Source organism: Pseudonocardia charpentierae (genome assembly GCF_031845345.1).
GTDB classification, from domain to species: Bacteria; Actinomycetota; Actinomycetes; order Mycobacteriales; family Pseudonocardiaceae; genus Pseudonocardia; species Pseudonocardia charpentierae.
Window position 1 is genome coordinate 38,484 of record NZ_JAVREJ010000006.1, and the last position, 16,123, is coordinate 54,606.

12 protein-coding genes are annotated in these 16,123 nt (G+C 73.7%); 6 read left to right on the plus strand and 6 right to left on the minus strand.

What is annotated here, in order from left to right; all coding sequences use genetic code 11:
• Window positions 1-196: 196 nt before the first annotated feature.
• The 3 genes from RM445_RS10885 to RM445_RS10895 form a co-directional block, all read right to left on the minus strand.
• Window positions 197-1,231, minus strand: coding sequence for an NAD(P)H-dependent glycerol-3-phosphate dehydrogenase (locus RM445_RS10885; RefSeq protein ID WP_311556059.1), 1,035 nt, complete (start codon window positions 1,229-1,231; stop codon window positions 197-199).
• A 51-nt stretch (window positions 1,232-1,282) separates the two neighbouring features.
• A complete protein-coding gene (locus RM445_RS10890; protein WP_311556060.1) occupies window positions 1,283-2,749 on the minus strand; it encodes an iron-containing alcohol dehydrogenase in 1,467 nt (488 codons plus the stop codon).
• A gap of 98 nt (window positions 2,750-2,847) precedes the next feature.
• On the minus strand, window positions 2,848-4,365 hold the full coding sequence (locus RM445_RS10895) for a xylulokinase (RefSeq protein ID WP_311556061.1): 1,518 nt from the start codon (window positions 4,363-4,365) through the stop codon (window positions 2,848-2,850).
• Window positions 4,366-4,689: 324 nt separating this feature from the next.
• Here RM445_RS10895 and RM445_RS10900 point away from each other — a divergent pair, with 324 nt between their 5' ends.
• Entirely contained in the window at window positions 4,690-5,892 is a 1,203-nt protein-coding gene (locus RM445_RS10900; RefSeq protein WP_311556062.1) for an LCP family protein, read from the plus strand.
• 6 nt (window positions 5,893-5,898) lie between these two features.
• On the opposite strand, the gene RM445_RS10905 is transcribed toward RM445_RS10900, so the two are convergent.
• Window positions 5,899-6,093 (minus strand): hypothetical protein, encoded by a 195-nt coding sequence (locus tag RM445_RS10905; protein WP_311556063.1) that lies wholly within the window; start codon window positions 6,091-6,093, stop codon window positions 5,899-5,901.
• Between the two features lie 111 nt (window positions 6,094-6,204).
• On the opposite strand from RM445_RS10905, the gene RM445_RS10910 reads away from it, so the two are divergent.
• Window positions 6,205-8,304 carry a S9 family peptidase gene (locus tag RM445_RS10910; RefSeq protein ID WP_311556064.1) on the plus strand — a complete coding sequence of 700 codons (2,100 nt, stop codon included), beginning with the start codon at window positions 6,205-6,207 and terminating at the stop codon, window positions 8,302-8,304.
• A gap of 4 nt (window positions 8,305-8,308) precedes the next feature.
• Here the strand turns inward: RM445_RS10910 and RM445_RS10915 are convergent, their stop codons facing one another.
• Window positions 8,309-9,799, minus strand: coding sequence for an MFS transporter (locus tag RM445_RS10915; RefSeq protein WP_311556065.1), 1,491 nt, complete (start codon window positions 9,797-9,799; stop codon window positions 8,309-8,311).
• 158 nt (window positions 9,800-9,957) lie between these two features.
• Between RM445_RS10915 and RM445_RS10920 the strand changes: the two genes are divergently transcribed.
• Window positions 9,958-10,335, plus strand: a complete 378-nt coding sequence (locus tag RM445_RS10920; RefSeq protein WP_311556066.1) for an FKBP-type peptidyl-prolyl cis-trans isomerase — start codon at window positions 9,958-9,960, stop codon at window positions 10,333-10,335.
• Entirely contained in the window at window positions 10,332-10,868 is a 537-nt protein-coding gene (locus RM445_RS10925; RefSeq protein WP_311556251.1) for a metallophosphoesterase family protein, read from the plus strand. The genes RM445_RS10920 and RM445_RS10925 overlap by 4 nt, the downstream gene beginning before the upstream one ends.
• On the opposite strand, the gene RM445_RS10930 is transcribed toward RM445_RS10925, so the two are convergent.
• On the minus strand, window positions 10,857-11,942 hold the full coding sequence (locus RM445_RS10930; RefSeq protein WP_311556067.1) for a TerC family protein: 1,086 nt from the start codon (window positions 11,940-11,942) through the stop codon (window positions 10,857-10,859). The genes RM445_RS10925 and RM445_RS10930 overlap by 12 nt on opposite strands.
• Before the next feature lie 315 nt (window positions 11,943-12,257).
• Between RM445_RS10930 and RM445_RS10935 the strand changes: the two genes are divergently transcribed.
• Window positions 12,258-15,179, plus strand: coding sequence for an alpha/beta fold hydrolase (locus RM445_RS10935; protein ID WP_311556068.1), 2,922 nt, complete (start codon window positions 12,258-12,260; stop codon window positions 15,177-15,179).
• Complete coding sequence (locus RM445_RS10940) at window positions 15,176-16,120, plus strand: ABC transporter permease (protein WP_311556069.1); 945 nt, start codon at window positions 15,176-15,178, stop codon at window positions 16,118-16,120. The genes RM445_RS10935 and RM445_RS10940 overlap by 4 nt, the downstream gene beginning before the upstream one ends.
• Window positions 16,121-16,123: the final 3 nt, after the last annotated feature.

The window sequence follows — 16,123 nt, forward strand, 5'->3', positions numbered from 1 at the left end:
GCCGCGACGATCACGCCGATGGTTGCGCACCGCTCGGGGTCGGCGAACTCGATCAGGCCTGGTCGGCCGAGGCTCTGTACGGCACCAGTGTGCCGGACGATGCGTCGGTCTCCCCCGGCCAACGGGCAACCCCACCGCCGGCCGACCGCCCGTCCACACCGGACCCACGCGCCCGCGCCTTGCGAGCTGCGTGGTCCTACCGCCCGGCCGGGAGGACGGCGGCTGTGATGCGTGCGGCCGGCTCTTCGGCGCCTGCGAGCACCTCGGTGATCGCGCCGAGGAGCGGCAGGCCGTCGAGGGCCCGCTGCTCGGCCAGCTCGGCCGCGAACCGCGCCGCGGCGACACCCTCCACGGTCTGGCCGGCCGCCACCATCTCGTCCAGCGCCGCCGTGGCCGGCTCACCCCTGCCGATCCGGGCGCCGTAGACCTTGTTGCGCCCGGACAGGCCGGTGACCTCGAGGTCACCCACCCCGGCCAGCCCGACCGCGGTCTCGGCGCGGCCGCCGAGCGCGGTCGCGAGCCGCTGCATCTCGGTGGCGGCCTGGGCGAAGGTGGCCGCCTTGAGGTTGTGCCACGGCTCGCCGCCGGTCTCGGCGAGCCCGTCGGCGATCCCGAGCGCGATCGCGTAGACGTTCTTCATCGCCGCCGAGGCCTCGATCCCGTCGACGTCGTCGGTGGTGGCGAGGCGGTACACCTCGGTGCCGAGCAGGGCAGCGGCGCGCTCGGCCACGCCGACGTCGGCACAGCCGAACACCGCGGCGGTCGGCCGGCCGACGGCCACCTCGTTGGCCTTGCACGGTCCGCCGATGGCCACGATCGGGCAGCCGTCGGCGAGCTCGCCGGGCATCACGGCGCGCAGCAGCGGGGGCAGCAGGCCGACCTTGCCGTCGGGGTCGTATCCGAACCCCTTGGTGGTGACGAGCAGCGGCAGTCCGGGACGCAGGTGCGGCGCCGCCCGGCGCAGCACGTCCACCACCCCGTCGGAGCTGATCGCCAGGATCACCAGCTCGGCACCGTCGAGCGCCGCGGCGAGGTCGCCGGAGTCGAACAGCACCGCCGCCTGGTCGATCGGGACGTCGATGCGCGGGTGCGGCCGACCCGCCCGCAGCGCGGCGAGGATGTCGTCGTCCAGCCAGGTTCCCCAGAGCCGCACCTCGTTACCGGCGGCCAACGCGGGGGTGGTGAGGGCCGCGCCCATCGCCCCGGCGCCCAGGATCGTCACGACGGCCATGGCTTCACGTCTCCTCGTCGTTCGTCGTCGGACCGTCCGGTCGCCGCACGGTCAGCCGCGCGGCCTCGCCCGGTCGGTCAGCTCGTGCATGCGGGTGAAGACCCGGTCCACGAAGCCCTCGTCGAGCCGGCCGAGGAAGTGCAGCAGGTCCGCGCTGGAGAACCGGTTGCGCATCAGGTGGGCGTTGGCGAACGCCCAGCGGGCCTGCTCCTCCGGGATCGGGGTCGGCAGCTCCTCGAAGCGCAGCGGCAGACCCGCGGTCACCAGAGCCTCCACGCACTCCTCGGTCGGAGGCACCAGCTCCCGCAGCCGGTCCCGCTCCGCAGGCCAGTCGGCCAGGAACGATTCCAGCTCGGCCCGGGCCCCGCGCCAGCCGGACAGCTTCTTGGCGTAGTCGCTCCAGCACTCCTCGCCCATCGCCCTGGTCGGGTCGAGCGGCGCGAACGCGGCCAACACCTCGGCCCGCATCGCGTCGGGGTCGGGGTAGCAGGCGTCGACGTCGACGTCGGCCGGGTCGAGCTCGTCGATGAGCAGGTTGAACGCGACCGAGCAGGGCAGCACCGCCATCCCCACCTGGGCGCCGTGGGTGCCGACCGGGCGGCCGTAGTGGGCGGCGCTCATGTCCAGCATGTGGCTGATCACGTGCTCGTACCCGGACAGCGGGGCCGACTCACCGGCGATCGTCGCGCTCAGCCCGCAGAGCACCATCAGTCGGCTCTGCACCTCGAGCCCCGCCGGGCTGCGCTCCCCCATGCTGCTCGCGTAGGGCAGCAGGTGGGTGCGGACGTCGCCGATCAGGTCGGACGAAGCCTCGAGGTAGTTGCCGAGCCCGAAACGGTTGCCGAGCCACCAGTCACCGAACGAGACGTACATGGCCGCCGCGTCGCCGATCCCGGCCAGCCCGCTCTCGGGCGGGGCGTCGCGCAGGATCGTGATGTCCATGATGAGTGCGTCGGCCAGGCGGGACTTGTGGGTGCGCTTCACACCGTGTTTCGCGATCACGGCCATGCGGGCGGTGTAGGCGACCATCGTGTTGGCGGTCGCGATGAACACGAGCGGCAACCGCTCGTGCGACTCGTCGTGCCGGAAGACGGCGTGCTTGGCGACGTCGGTGACGGTCCCGGAGCCGACGGAGACGACCGACAGGCCCGGCCGCAGCTCGTGGAAGACCTGGTCGACGGTGTGCTCGTCGGCGTGGACCTGCCCGTCTTCGCCGGCCTCCAGGACGACCGTGCGGACCTCCCGGCCGGCGTCGGCGAGCAGTCGGTGCACGAGATCCTTGAGGTCCTGGTCCCCGCGGCGCATCGGGGTCGCGTCCTGCACCACCAGCACCTGCCCCGGGCCCTGTGCGAGGTCGTCGAGGACGGCGGGCAGAGCCAGGAGGGCGTCGGGCCCGACCTCGACCCGGTCCAGTTCGAAGCGCGTGAACCGGGCGGCCTCGGGCAGCGCCTGCAACTTGCCCCGCAGCGCGGCCATGTCGGCCGGGTCGTAGCGGAACTCGGGGACGGTCGCGGTCATCGTCTGCCTCCACACGCGGCTGCCCGCCGCGATCGCGTCGGCCGCGGCGACCACCGGTTACCCGACGGTCGCGGCGGGATACGTCGCCGGCGCCTGCGCTACATCAGCTCGGCCCGGAGCCGGGACAGGCGCTGCAGCGCGGTCTGGACGCCGGGGAACAGCGGCCGGTAGACCTCCTCGAACAGGCGGTCGTACAGCTGCTTGGCCTTGTCGTCGGGCTGGAAGCTCTCCGCCGTGTCGGTCATGGCCGAGGCGGCCTCCTCGACCGACGGGTACCAGCCGACACCGTAGGCACCCAGGATGCCCGCGCCTAGGTTGGTCGCCTCGACGGTGTGGGCCCGGGTCACGGTGGCACCGAGGACGTCGGCCGCGATCTGGCACCACAGGTCGCTGTTGGAACCGCCGCCGAGGATCACGTACTCGCGGATGTTCTCACCGGTGGTGGCCTGGATGCCTTCCATGGCCAGCCTGAACTCGAAGCAGATGCCCTCCTCGACCGCGCGGAACAGCTGCTCGCGGCCGTGCTCCTGACGCCAACCGACGATCATCCCGCTGGCGGAGTTGTCGTGGTAGGGGTTCATCACGGCGTTCCAGTACGGCACCAGGACCAGCCCGTCCGCCCCCGGCCCCACTCTCCGGGCCGCGGCCTCGTAGTGGTCGAAGTCGGCCTTGCCGTCGACGGTGTCGCCGAAGTGGCGCATGAACCAGGTCGTGGTGGCCATGCCGCCGCGCAGGACGCTCTCGAGCAGATAGGTCCCGGGGGCGCCGCCGTACAGGGTCCGGAAGGACGGGTCGGTGACGTACTCACGCTCGATCGGGCCACCGGTGACGGCCGTCCCGAGGTTGAAGTAGGCCCGGTCGCGCGACGTCACGCCGGCCCCGAGGCACGCGGCCTGACCGTCCCCGAGCCCGGCCACGACCGGCAGCCCCGCGGGCAGCCCGGTGGCGCGGGCGGCCTCGGCGGTCAGTTCGCCGATGACCTCACCCGGACGGACCGTGTCGCAGAACTGCTCGGGACGCAGCCCGATGCCGGTGATGAGGTCCTCGGCCCAGGCGTCGTGCTCGGCGTCGATGAGCCCGAAGGAGTCGGCCGAGGCCAGGCTGGTGGTGAACTTCCCGGTCAGCCGCTGGACCAGGAAGCCGTGGACGTCCATGAACTTGTAGGCGTCGCGCGCGATGTCGGGATGGTTCTGCACCAGCCAGAGGATCTTGGAGAACGACTGCGTCACCGACGGCCCCCGGCCGGTCCGCCGGTGCAGGTCGTCGTGGCCGAAGCGCTCGCCCAGCTCGGCCAGCTGGGCCTCGGAGCGCGCGTCGTCCCACAGGATCGCGTTGTACTGGGGCTGGTTGTCCTCGTCGACCGGAGCGAAGGACTCACGTTGGTGGGTGATACAGATCCCGGCCACCCGGTCGACGTCGATCGAGCGCATGAGCTGCGCGATCGCCGCGGAGGTGCCCTCCCACCAGCCCTCGGCCTTCTGCTCGCTGAACAGGGGCTGGGGGTGGATCTCCTCGAGGTCGGCGCGGCCCTCGGCGACCGCCTTGCCGGCACGGTCCCAGGCGACGACCTTGCACGCTGTGGTGCTGCAGTCGACGCCGAGCACGAGATCGGCCACGGTGTCCTCCCGTCGTTGGGATGTGGTCCACGGCCGCGGCCGAGTCGGTGCCCACAGCGAGCATGCCGTGGTTCCGCAGCGTAGGTCAGCTCGCTGAGTGTGACCAGCACCGCCGAACCGGTGCAGCAGAGCGTGACGGACGTCGGTAACGATCACTCGACGGTGATCGACACGGGCGTTCGTGCTGGTCGATCATGAAGCGGTGACCCCTGTCCGCGCGTCGCCGTCGGGTTCGAGTGGCGTCCGCCCTGCTCCGCGGGTGACGATTCCCCTCGGACCGGTCGTGCTCCTCCGCGCGGGCGGTCCGTCGGGGACGGGGTGCGGATGAGCGGAACCGCCCGCGTGGTGCGCCTGGCCGCGGGGGTGCTCGGGCGCACGGTCGCCGCGGGCCTGTCGCTCGCCCTGCTGGTCGGCACCGGCTACGGCTGGTCGGTCCAGCGCACGTTGACCGACCGCGTCGTCACGAGCGACGTGATCACGACCCGGACGGCCGCTCCTGAGCCCGAGCAGCCGTTCACCGCGCTCCTCGTGGGGCTGGACAGCCGTACCGACGCGTCGGGCAACCCGCTCCCGGCGGAGCTGCTGGCGGCCCTGCGCGCCGGTGTGGACGAGGGCCAGCTGCACACCGACACGATCATCCTGCTGCACGTGCCCGCCGGGCCGGACGCGCGGGCCGTCGCGATCTCGATCCCGCGCGACTCCTTCGTGACTCTCGCCGACGGCAGCGGCCCACACAAGATCAACTCCGCGTACGGGCGCGCCACCGACGTGGCCAAGGCCGCTCTCCAGAAGCAGGGTGTCACCGGTGCCGAGCTCGACCGCCGGTCGCGCGACGCGGGGCGTCGTGCGCTGGTCGAGACGGTCGAGAAGTTCACCCGACTTCCCGTCGACCACTACGCCGAGATCAACCTGGCCGGTTTCGTGGAGATGACCGAGGCGATCGGTGGCGTGCCGGTCTGCCTCCGGCGGCCCGAACGCGAGGTCCGGTCGGGGGTCGACCTCCCCGCGGGTCCGCAGACGGTCCGTGGCCCGGACGCGCTCGCCTTCGTCCGGCAACGCCACGGTCTGGAGGACGGCGACTTCGACCGCATCGCCCGCCAGCAGGCGTTCCTCGCCGGCATGGCGAGCCGGATGCTGTCGACCGGGACGCTGTCCGACCCGGGTGCGGTCCGCCGCCTCGTGGACGCGGTCACCCGCAACGTCGTGCTCGACCGCGGGTGGGACCTGGACAGGCTGGTCGTGCAGTTCGGCCGGATGTCCGGTGGCGACATCCGCTTCGTCACGATCCCGACCGGCACCCCGGCGCTCGAGACGCCCGTGGACGGCATCGCCGTGCAGGTGGACACGGCCGAGGTCCGCGCCTTCGTCCGCGACACCATCGCCGCGACCGACACTGCGGCGGCACCGACGAGCAGCCCGCCGACGAGACCGACGCCCACCGCGGCATCGACCGCGTCAGCGTCCGCTGAACCGTCGGCCGCCCCCACCAGCGGCATCTCCGCCGCCGGGGTCACCTGCGTCGACTGACCTCCGTCAACGCCGCTCGTCCGCGCCGTGGTCGATCGCCGCGGCGCGGGCGCGGATCTCGTCCGGGCCCCGGTCAGCGACGGCCCGCAGCTGCTCCGCGACCGCCACCTCCACCGCCGCGTGCACGGCGGCGGGCGAGACGTACGGGTCGACGGCGCGGGCCGCCTCCAACGAGCGGGCCGACAGGTACATGGTGATCATCGATGCTCACCTCTCTCCCTCGTAGGGAGGAACGACTCGGACCCGCTCCGGATACCGCCACCCGACAACCGGAGCTCGGCCGCCCCGCCCGTCGCAGGCAGACTGTCGACCGTGACGGACTCGTTCCCCCGCCGGCAGGCCCGGACCCGCCGCTTCACGCTCGGCGCGCCCCGCGGCGTCGCGATCTCCCCCGACGGGACGCGCGTGACGTTCCTCCGCACCCGCGGGGGGACCGACGCCGTCACCTGCCTGTGGACGTTCGATCCGCTGACGGGTACCGAACGCCTGGTCGCCGACCCGCGCACGCTCGAGACCGGAGGCGACGAGGACCTGCCGCCCGAGGAGCGGGCCAGGCGCGAGCGGGCGCGCGAGCAGGCGGGCGGGATCGTCGCCTACGCCACGGACCGCGCGGGTGCCATCGCTGCCTTCGCCCTCTCCGGCCGGCCGTGTGCGGTCGACCTCGCCGACGGCGCGGCGCCGCGCCTTCTCGAGTCCGCCGGCCCGGTCGTCGATCCCCGTCCCGACCCCACGGGGTCCCGCATCGCCTACGTCAGCGGTGGCGCGCTGCACGTCCACGACCTCGCGAGCGGCTCCGCCACCGCCCTCGCCACCCCCGAATCGGACACCGTCACCTACGGGCTCGCCGACTTCGTCGCGGCCGAGGAGATGAGCCGGATGCGGGGGTACTGGTGGTCTCCGGACGGCCGATCGCTGCTGGTCGCGCGGGTCGACGACGCCCCGGTGCGCCGCTGGTACATCGCGGACCCCGCCAATCCCGACCGGGAGCCGACGGTCGTCGCCTATCCGGCCGCGGGCACCCCCAACGCACGGGTCTCGCTCGTCGTCGTCGGGCTCGACGGGATCCGGGTCGACGTGGCCTGGGACGCCGTCCGGGACGAGTACCTGGCCCACGTGGTGTGGTCCGCCGACGAGCTCCTCGTCGTCGTGCAGCCCCGCGACCAGCACGCGCTGCGGGTGCTGCGGGTCGACCCGGCGACCGGGGCCACGGTCCTCGTGCACGAGGACACGGACCCGGACTGGGTCGAGATCGTCCCCGGAGTGCCGGCCCGCACCACGTCCGGCGCGTTGCTGTGGATCACCGACGACGGCGACGCACGCCGCCTGCTGGTCGACGGCGAGCCGGTCACGCCGCCGACGCTGCAGGTCCGCGCCGTGCTCGACGTCGACGACGACACGGTGTTGCTCAGCGCCTCGGACGACCCGGTCTCCGTCGCGCTGTGGACCTGGTCCGCGGCCGACGGGCTGCGCTGTCTCACGCCGGAGCCGGGGGTGCACGGCGGTCGACTGACCGGCGGAACGCTCGTCGTCACGCGGCAGTCGCTCGACACCGACGGCACGCTCACGACCGTTCGGCCCGCGAGCGGTGCCGAGCGCATCATCACCTCGCACGCCGAGTCGCCCGGGTTGCAGCCTCGCGTCACCCTGCACACCTGCGGCGAGCGGGGGCTGCGCACCGCACTGCTGCTGCCGTCGTGGCACCGGCCGGGGACGCCGCTGCCGGTACTCATGGACCCCTACGGCGGCCCGCACGCCCAGCGCGTCGTCGCCGCTCGTGGCGCCCATCTGACCAGCCAGTGGTTCGCCGAGCAGGGCTTCGCCGTCGTTGTCGTCGACGGCCGGGGCACCCCGGCGCGGGGCCCGGCGTTCGAGCGCGCGGTGTGGGGCGATCTGGCGGGGCCGGTGCTGGACGACCAGGTCGACGCCCTGCATGCGCTCGCCGCGGACCATCCCGATCTCGATCTGACACGCGTGGGCATCCGCGGGTGGTCGTTCGGCGGCTACCTGGCCGCGCTCGCAGTGCTGCGCCGTCCGGACGTCTTCCACGCGGCGGTCGCCGGGGCGCCCGTCACCGACTGGACGCTCTACGACACGCACTACACGGAGCGGTACCTGGGCCGTCCCGACACGCACCCCGACGCCTACGCCCGGACGTCACTGCTCCCGGACGCCGCGAAGCTGACCTGTCCGCTGCTGCTGGTGCACGGGTTGGCCGACGACAACGTGGTGGCCGCGCACACCCTGCGGCTGTCGTCCGCGCTGCTCGCGGGCGGGCGTCCGCACAGCGTGTTGCCGCTGTCCGGCGTCACCCACATGACGCCCCAGGAGGTGGTGGCGGAGAACCTCCTCCTGCTGCAGGTGGAGTTCCTCCGCGACGCCCTGGCCCTCGCCGCCCCGGCCGCCGCGGGGTGAGCGATCACGGGTGCTGCTCAGCCGGGTGGTCGCCGGCGGCCTCGCGCCGCTCGCGGTGCACCTCGCGTCGCCACTCGATCACGGCGACGACCAGGGCCGCCGCCAGGCCGAGCACCGCAGCGGCGAGGGCGGCGGCGATCGCCGACCGGAAGTCGTTCCCCGTCGACGCCAGCACGAGGTAGAACAGCGCGGGCAGGGTGGCCGTGCCGATCGCCGCACCGAACCGCTGCCCGGTCTGCAGCGCCCCGCCCGCCGAACCCGCCATCTCCACCGGGACGTCGCGCAGCGTCAGCGTCACGTTCGGCGAGATCACGAGGCCGCCGCCGACGCCGCCCAGGAGCAGCGCGGGCGCCACGGCCCAGAAGACCCACTCGGTCGGCGCCAGACGCAGCACGACCGCCGCCGCCGCGATGCCCAGCAGCACACCGATCAGTCCGATCACCGTCAGCCGCCTGCCGAAGCGGTCGACGAGCTGGCCGCCGAACACGGCTGACACCGCCGACCCCAGCGCGAACGGGGTGACCGCGAGCCCGGACCGCAGCGGCGTCCAGCCCAGCCCGGTCTGGAAGAACAGCGCGAACACCAGCCAGATCCCGGAGAACCCGATGAAGTAGACGGTGCCCAGCGCCGCCCCCGAGGCGTAGCCGGGAGTCTGCGTGACCAGGCGCGGGTCCAGCAGCGGATCACCGCCGCGGCGCACGACCCGTCGCTCCCACCACCCGAAGGCGGCGAGCAGCACGGCCCCGACCAGGAACAGCCACCACAGCCGCGACAGTCCGCCCGACTCCGCCTGCACGAGCGGCAGCATCAGGGCCAGGACCCCGCCGCCGAGCAGCGCGACCCCGGCGACGTCGACGTGTCCCCGCTTCCCCGGCGTTCCGCGGGGCAGGAGCCGGGCCGCGAGCACGAGCGCGAGGATCCCGATGGGTACGTTGACGAAGAAGATCCAGCGCCACCCGCCAGGGCCGCCGGCCAGCGCCAGGATGAGACCGCCGACGACGGGGCCCGCTGCGGTGGAGATCCCGACCGTGGCGCCGAAGAAGCCGAAGGCCCGCCCCCGCTCCGCGCCGCGGAACAGCTGCTGGATGAGCGCCGAGTTCTGCGGGGCGAGCGCCCCGGCCGCGACGCCCTGTGCGAGGCGGGCCGCGATGAGCATCCCGACGGTCTGCGCCGCTCCGGCCGCGGCGCTGCACACCACGAAGCCCGCCAGCGCCGCGAGGAACATCGTCCGCCGCCCCACGGCATCGCCGAGCCGGCCGGCCGGCACCAGCGCGAGTCCGAACGTCAACGCGTATCCCGACACCACCCACTGGATCGCGGCGGGCGACGCCCCGAGTCCCTCGCGCATCGAGGGCAGCGCGACCGCCACGATGCTGACGTCGAGCAGGCTCATGAATCCCGCGGTGAGCGTGACCGAGAGGGCCCGCCAGCGCCGCGGATCAGGGGTGTACTCGTCCGGGTCGGTGCCCGCCTGCCGCTCCTCCGTCGCGCTCAACGCGTCCTCGGAGCGGTTCGGGCACACGGCACTGGCCTCACACACGTCATCATCGACATCCGGCTACCCACCCGCCCGGAGCCTCACGCCGTGACGGGCGGCATCGTCCGGTCTGGCAGGCTGGCCCGGCCCGTTCGTCTCGTTCCCCGGAGGTTCCCGTGACCGCACCCCAGCGTCCCGACGTCGACCCCTACGACGGGCCGCCCCCGACGGACCTGGTCGTCGAGGAGATCACCGCAGGCGACGGGCCCGAAGCAGTCCCCGGGCAGACCGTGACCGTGCACTACGTCGGCGTCGCGCACTCGACCGGCGAGGAGTTCGACGCCTCCTGGAACCGCGGCGCGCCGTTCCGCTTCCCGCTCGGCGCCGGGCGCGTCATCGGCGGCTGGGACCAGGGCGTGGCCGGCATGAAGGTCGGCGGCCGGCGCAAGCTCGTGATCCCGCCGCACCTGGGCTACGGCGACCGCGGGGCGGGCGGCGTCATCAAGCCGGGTGAGACGCTCGTGTTCGTCGTCGACCTGTTGGGTGTCAGCTGACACGGCTCGTCCTGACGTCCGACACCCACCTGCCGCGTCGGGCGCGTGACCTGCCGGAGCCGCTGTGGGCGGCGATCGACGCGGCCGACGTGGTCGTGCACGCCGGCGACTGGGTCTCGGTCGACCTGCTCGACGCCCTCGAGGCGCGCGCCACGCGGCTGGTGGGCGTCTACGGCAACAACGACGGGCCGCCGCTGCGGGCCCGGCTGCCCGAGGTGGCCCGGGTGGAGCTGGCGGGCGTCCGGGTCGCGGTGGTACACGAGACCGGCGCCGCCGCCGGGCGTGAGCGCCGCTGCGCGGCGGCGTACCCGGACGTCGACGTGCTGATCTTCGGGCACAGCCACATCCCCTGGGACACCACCGCGACGCGCGCGGACGGCTCGACCCTGCGGCTGCTCAACCCGGGGTCACCGACGGACCGCCGCCGCCAACCCACGTTCACGTGGATGACGGCGGCGGCGGTCGACGGCCGGTTGGACGCGGTGGTGCTGCATCACCTGCAGCCCCGGGCGCCGAAGCGGTCAGGAGTGTGAGGAATCCGGTCGGCCGCCCGCCGGCACCGGGGCGGTGGTGGGCACGTCGGCGGGAGCCGGGCGGTCGTCGTCGGCGACCTCGTCGGCAGCAGGCGCCGGGGCCGCCGCGGCGTCGCGCCGCACCTTGAGCAGGCTGAGCACCGTGGTGATCGCCAGCACGCCGACGATCACCGAGAGGGAGACGGCGATCCCGATGGTCGGCACCGGAACCGGCTCCCCGCCGTTGAGGAACGGCAGGTTGTTCTCGTGCAGGGCCTCGAGCACCAGCTTGACGCCGATGAAGCCGAGGATGACCGACAGCCCGTAGGACAGGTACACCAGCTTGGTGAGGAGGCTGCCGAGCAGGAAGTAGAGCTGCCGCAGCCCCATCAGCGCGAAGGCGTTCGCGGTGAAGACCAGGTACGGCTCCTGGGTCAGGCCGAAGATCGCGGGGATCGAGTCGAGCGCGAACAGCAGGTCCGTCGACCCGATCGCGAACATGACCACCAGCATCGGGGTGACCCAGCGCTTGCCGTCGATCTTGACGAACGAGCGCGCACCGTGGAACTCCGGCGTCACCGGCAACACCCGGCGCAGCCCCCGCAGCGCGAAGTTCTCCTTGAACTCCTCGTCGTGCTCGGTGCCCTGCCGCGCCAGGTTCACCGCCGTCACGATCAGCACGACGGCGAAGATGTAGAACACCCAGCTGAAGGCGTGGATGGCCGCGGCGCCGACCGCGATGAAGATGCCCCGCATCACCAGCGCGATCACGATGCCCACGAGCAGCACGCGGTGCTGGTGCACGGCCGGGACCTTGAACGCCGCCATGATGATGACGAAGACGAACAGGTTGTCGACCGACAGCGAGTACTCGGTGATGTAGCCGGCGAAGAACTCCCCGGCGGACTGGCCACCGGCGAAGAACCACAGCCCGATGCCGAACGCGACGGCGAGAGCCACGTAGAACAGCACCCATCGGGTGGCCTCGCGCGCGGTGACCGCATGCGGCTTGTGGTCGACGAGGAACAGGTCGGCCAGGATGATGGCGGCCAGGCCACCGATGGTGGCCAACCAGAGCCACAGGGGCACGTTCACGCGGAATCCTTCCGGAGGAGGTCGTTCGGGCGGCGTCGAGCGGCCCGAGGTCTCTCCCGTCGACGCGGACAAAACGTACAACGACGTCTCGGTCGACCGGTGACACCGGGTACCCCGCCCTGAGCGGGCGGAGACCGTGCTGACGATGTCACCGCAGGCGGGATACTCCCCTCCGGTGACTCCATTGTCTCGGAAGGGCAACGACGACGCCAGCGGGGGGAGTCACATGGTGACGGAGTACACCGGGTCCCGGGCCCCTGAGAACCGGCTGAGGCCCGCGCGGACCTGTCGGTGCACTGCCCTACCGTCGCGGTCATGACATCCCCGACCGGCAGGCGGACCCGGGCTGCCCGCCTGCGGCTGCCGGTCGCCCTGCTCGGCGCGACGATCCTCGCCGCCACCGGCGCCCTGCTCGCGCCGGGAACAGCCGCGCACGCCGCCACGCCGACCCGCACGATCGAGGAGACGGTCGAGGTGCCCGCCGGCCCCGGGCTGCCGGACACGATCCCCCTCGACACCACGCTGTACCTGCCGGCGACCACCCCGGCGCCCGCGGTCCTGGTCGCGCACGGCTTCGGCGGCACGAAGGCCTCGGTCGACGCCGACGCCCGGGCGCTGGTCGACCGCGGGTTCGTCGTGCTCACGTGGACGGCGCGCGGCTTCGGCGCCAGCGGCGGGCAGATCGCGCTCGACTCCCCGGACTTCGAGGTGGCGGACGCCCGCGCGCTGGTCGACCGGCTGGCCGCGAATCCCGACGTGGTGCAAGACGGTCCGGGTGATCCCCGGGCGGGCGTCACCGGCGGGTCGTACGGCGGGGCGCTCGCGCTGCTGCTTGCCGGCTACGACTCCCGGATCGACGCGCTGGCGCCCGTGATCACCTGGAACGACCTGGGTCAGGCGCTGTTCCCGAACGCCGCCGCCGCACCGGGGGCGCTGCCCGCCGACACACCCGCCCGCGGCGCCTTCGCCCCGGACGGGGTCTTCAAGCGCGGCTGGGCCGGGGTGTTCTTCTCCGCCGGTCTCGCCCCGGGAGGCGGCCCCGGCGGGGCGGTCGAGGGAGCGCCGGATCCGGCGGAGGAAGCCGCGACCCCAGCACCCACCGGCGCGCCCACGGCACCCAACGTGCCTGCCACCTGCGGCCGCTTCACCGCCGCCGTCTGTACCGCCTACACCGAGGCCGCCACCACCGGTCGGCTCTCCCCCGCCACCGCGGAGCTCCTGCGCCGCTCCTCCCCCGCGTCGGTCACGGACCGGATCGCCGCGCCGACGCTGGTCGTCCAGGGCGAGGCGGACACGCTGTTCGGGCTGGACCAGGCCGACGCCACCGCCCGCCAGATCGCCGCCGCCGGCGGCACGGTGCGCATGCTCTGGTACGCGGGCGGTCACGACGGCGGCGCGCCGGACCAGCGCGTGCGCGACGCGATCGGCACGTGGTTCGACCACTGGCTCGCCGGCAAGGGCGACCCTCCGGCCACGGACTTCGGCTACACGGTCGCCAGCGGGGTGCGCACGGGCGGCGACACGCCCACCAGCCGCACGGTGGAGGCGCCCGCCTACCCGGGCCTCGGCGGGGCCCCGGCCGTCTCCACCGAGCCGCTCCCGCTGGAGGGCGATCCCCAGGTCGCGCTGGTGCCTGCCGGCGGCAACCCCGCCGCGATCACCTCGCTGCCCGGACTGGGCGGGGCACTGGGCAACATTGGCAACCGCGTCGCCGCCTTCACCGCCGAACTCCCCGGGCAGTCCGCCGTGTTCCGCACCGCCCCCGTCGCCGCCCCGCTGCTCGTCGCCGGCGCCCCACGGGTCGACCTGGCGATCGCCCGGGTGCCGGGCCAGCCGGCCCCGGACGAGGCGGTGCTGTTCGCGAAGGTCTACGAGATCGCCTCCGACGGCACCCGCACGCTGCTCGGCGGCGCGGTCTCTCCCGTCCGGGTCGCCGTCCCTGCCGACGGCTCCTCGGCGCAGGTCGCCGTCACGCTGCCCGGCGTCGTCGCGCCGGTCGAGGCGGGCAACCGGCTGATGGTGTCGGTGGGCACCACGGACCAGGGCTTCGCCGGCACCACCACGCCCGCGGTCTGGCAAATCGGGCTCGGCGGAGCGGAAGCCGGTGGGGCGCTCACCGTGCCCGTCGTTCCGGGCGAGGCCGTCACCGCGAACACGGTGCCGGCGGGGCCGCTGCTGGGCATCGCCGGCGTGTTCGCCGCGGCGCTGCTCGCGACCGTGGTCGCCCGGCTGTACCGCCGTCGGGTCGGCCACAGGGCCCCGTCCGGCCCGGACGGGGCGCCGGTCGACGGGACCGACGGCACCGCGGACGGCAGCGGTCTCCCCGCACCCCGGCCGCTCGAGATCCGCGACCTCGCCAAGACCTACCGCGGCGGCTTCAAGGCCGTGCGCGGAGTGTCCTTCGACGTCGAGCGCGGCATGGTGCTGGGCCTGCTCGGTCCGAACGGCGCCGGCAAGACGACCGTGCTCCGCATGCTCATGGGCCTGATCCGGCCGACGGCCGGGTCGATCCGCGCCTTCGGCGAGCCCGTGGGCGCCGGGGCGCCGGTGCTGGCCCGGATCGGGGCGTTCGTCGAGGGCCCCGGCTTCCTGCCGCACCTGTCCGGTCTGGACAACCTCCGGCTCTACTGGGCCGCCACCGGCCGTCCGAACGAGGAGGCGCATCTCGACGACGCCCTGGAGATCGCCGGGCTCGGCGGCTCGGTGCGGCGCCGGGTGGGGACCTACAGCCAGGGCATGCGCCAGCGCCTGGCGATCGCCCAGGCCATGCTCGGGCTGCCGGAGCTGCTGGTGCTCGACGAGCCGACGAACGGGCTCGACCCGCCCCAGATCCACGCCATGCGCGAGGTCCTGCAGCGCTACGCCGCGGCCGGGCGGACGGTGCTGGTGTCGAGCCACCAGCTCGCCGAGGTGGAGCAGACCTGCTCGCACGTCGTCGTCATGCACCAGGGCACGGTCGTGGCCGCCGGGACGGTCGACGACATCATCGCCGGAGGCGGCGCGGCCAGCTTCACCGTCGACGAGCCCGCCCGGGCTGCCGTCGTGCTCGGTGGCCTGGACGGTGTGCGCGCGGTGGCCGTCGACGGCGAGGCGGTGCACGCCGAGCTCAACGGCACCCCCCGGGCCTCCGCCGTCCGCGCGCTGGTCACCGCCGGGGTCGAGGTGCGCTCGGCCGGCCCGCGGCGGCGCCTCGAAGACGCGTTCCTGCAGCTCGTGGGAGAGGAGCCGCACCGATGACCAACCCGCCCTCCAGGGAGCGCAAGCCGGCAGGCAGGCGCGGTCGACGCGACGCGGTGCAGGAGCCGTCGACCGTCGCCGGGCACGTCGGCGCCCTCGCGCTCGTGGAGCACGCTCCGTACCGTCCGGGGCGCACGCTGCCGGTGCGCGTCGAACTGGTCCGCCAGCTGCGCCGTCGCCGCACGCAGGTGGCGTTCGCGCTGGTGGCCCTGCTGCCCGTGATCCTCTGGATCGCGTTCGAGCTGGGCGACGACGGGCCGCCCGGCGGAGCGCCGAACCTCGTCGACCTCGCCAAGGGCAGCGGGGCGAACTTCGCGGTGTTCGCGCTGTTCGCCTCCGCCGGGTTTCTGCTGGTCGTGGTCGTGGCGCTGTTCTTCGGCGACACGGTGGCGGCCGAGGCGTCGTGGTCGAGCCTGCGCTACCTCCTCGCCGCGCCGATCCCCCGAGCCCGCCTGCTGCGGCAGAAGGCGATCGTCGCCGGCCTGCTCTCGTTCGCCGCGCTGCTCCTGCTGCCGGTCGTGGCGCTGTTGGTGGGCACCCTCGCCTACGGGGCGAACGACCTGGTGAGTCCCACCGGCGAGTCCTTGCCCTTCGGCGCCGGAGCCGGTCGCGTGCTGCTCGGGGCGCTCTACGTGGCGGTGCACCTGTGCTGGGTCGCGGGCCTGGCGATGCTGCTGTCGGTGTCGACGGACGCGCCGCTCGGCGCCGTCGGAGGCGCGGTGATGGCGTCGATCGTCTCGCAGATCCTCGACCAGATCACCGCGCTCGACGACCTTCGCGACTACCTGCCCACCCACTACGGCACGGCATGGGCCGGGCTGCTGGCCGACCAGATCGACTGGGGCGACATGACCCGGGGCGCGTTCTCGGCCGTCGCCTTCGCCGCGGTGTTCTTCGCCGCGGCGGTGTGGCGGTTCGGGCGCAAGGACATCACGAGCTGACGG